Source organism: Arthrobacter sp. (assembly GCF_031988865.1).
GTDB lineage: Bacteria > Actinomycetota > Actinomycetes > Actinomycetales > Micrococcaceae > Arthrobacter_B.
This window is the reverse complement of the sequence record NZ_DALZXY010000115.1, coordinates 7,708-8,528: the sequence shown is the minus strand read 5'-3', so window position 1 is coordinate 8,528 and position 821 is coordinate 7,708. Positions and strand designations below refer to the sequence as shown.

1 protein-coding gene and 1 pseudogene are annotated in these 821 nt (G+C 69.4%); one reads left to right on the top strand and one right to left on the bottom strand.

Going from position 1 to position 821, the window contains the following annotated elements:
- On the top strand, positions 1 to 434 hold a 434-nt coding region (locus RTN46_RS15420; protein ID WP_312182692.1), incomplete at its 5' end, for a DUF2809 domain-containing protein.
- Here RTN46_RS15420 and RTN46_RS15415 read toward each other — a convergent pair.
- Positions 415 to 821, bottom strand: a pseudogene (locus tag RTN46_RS15415) (acetyl-CoA C-acetyltransferase); the annotation flags it as partial. The gene RTN46_RS15420 and the pseudogene RTN46_RS15415 overlap by 20 nt on opposite strands.

The window sequence follows — 821 nt, the reverse complement described above, 5'->3', positions numbered from 1 at the left end:
CCGCTGTACCAGCTGCCCGGCCCGCTGCCGCACCAATGATCCGACGTGTGCTCCCTCGTGCCCTGTGGTTCACGGCCGCCGCTGCCGCCGTCGTCCTCTGCGGGCTCGCGGCGCGGGGGCTTCCGGGAGTCGTTGGAGACGCCGCCGGCGGCGTCCTGTATGCCGTGCTCGTGTACGTGCTGCTCGGACTGGCAGCGCTGCTCCTGCTTCGCCGCCGGATCCCGCCGGTCCGCCTGGCGGCGGGATCCCTATTGCTCTGCACTCTCGTGGAACTGTTCCAGCTCACCCAATGGCCCTCCCGGCTGGGTGAGGCCTGGGCGCCGCTCCACCTGGTGTTCGGCAGCACCTTTAATCCCTGGGACCTGGCCGCCTACGCCGCCGGGGCTGCCGGGGCGGCTTTGGTAGACACAGCGCTCAGCCGAGCCGCTCGATAATCGTCACGTTGGCCTGGCCGCCGCCCTCGCACATCGTCTGGAGGCCGTAGCGTCCGCCGGTCCGCTCCAGCTCATGCAGCAGGGTGGTCATCAGCCGGGCACCGGTGGCGCCGATGGGATGCCCCAGGGAGATTCCTCCGCCGTTGACGTTGACCCGGGACATATCTGCGTCCAGTTCGCGATGCCAGGCCAGGACCACGGAGGCAAAGGCTTCGTTGATCTCGATCAGGTCCATCTCCGCCAGGCTCATGCCGGTGCGCTTGAGCGCGTGGCGGGTGGCTTCGATCGGGGCACTGAGCATCATCACCGGGTCATCGCCGCGGGCGGAAATGTGATGGATCCGGGCCCGCGGACGCAACCCGTACCGGCGGACGGCGTCTTCCGAGG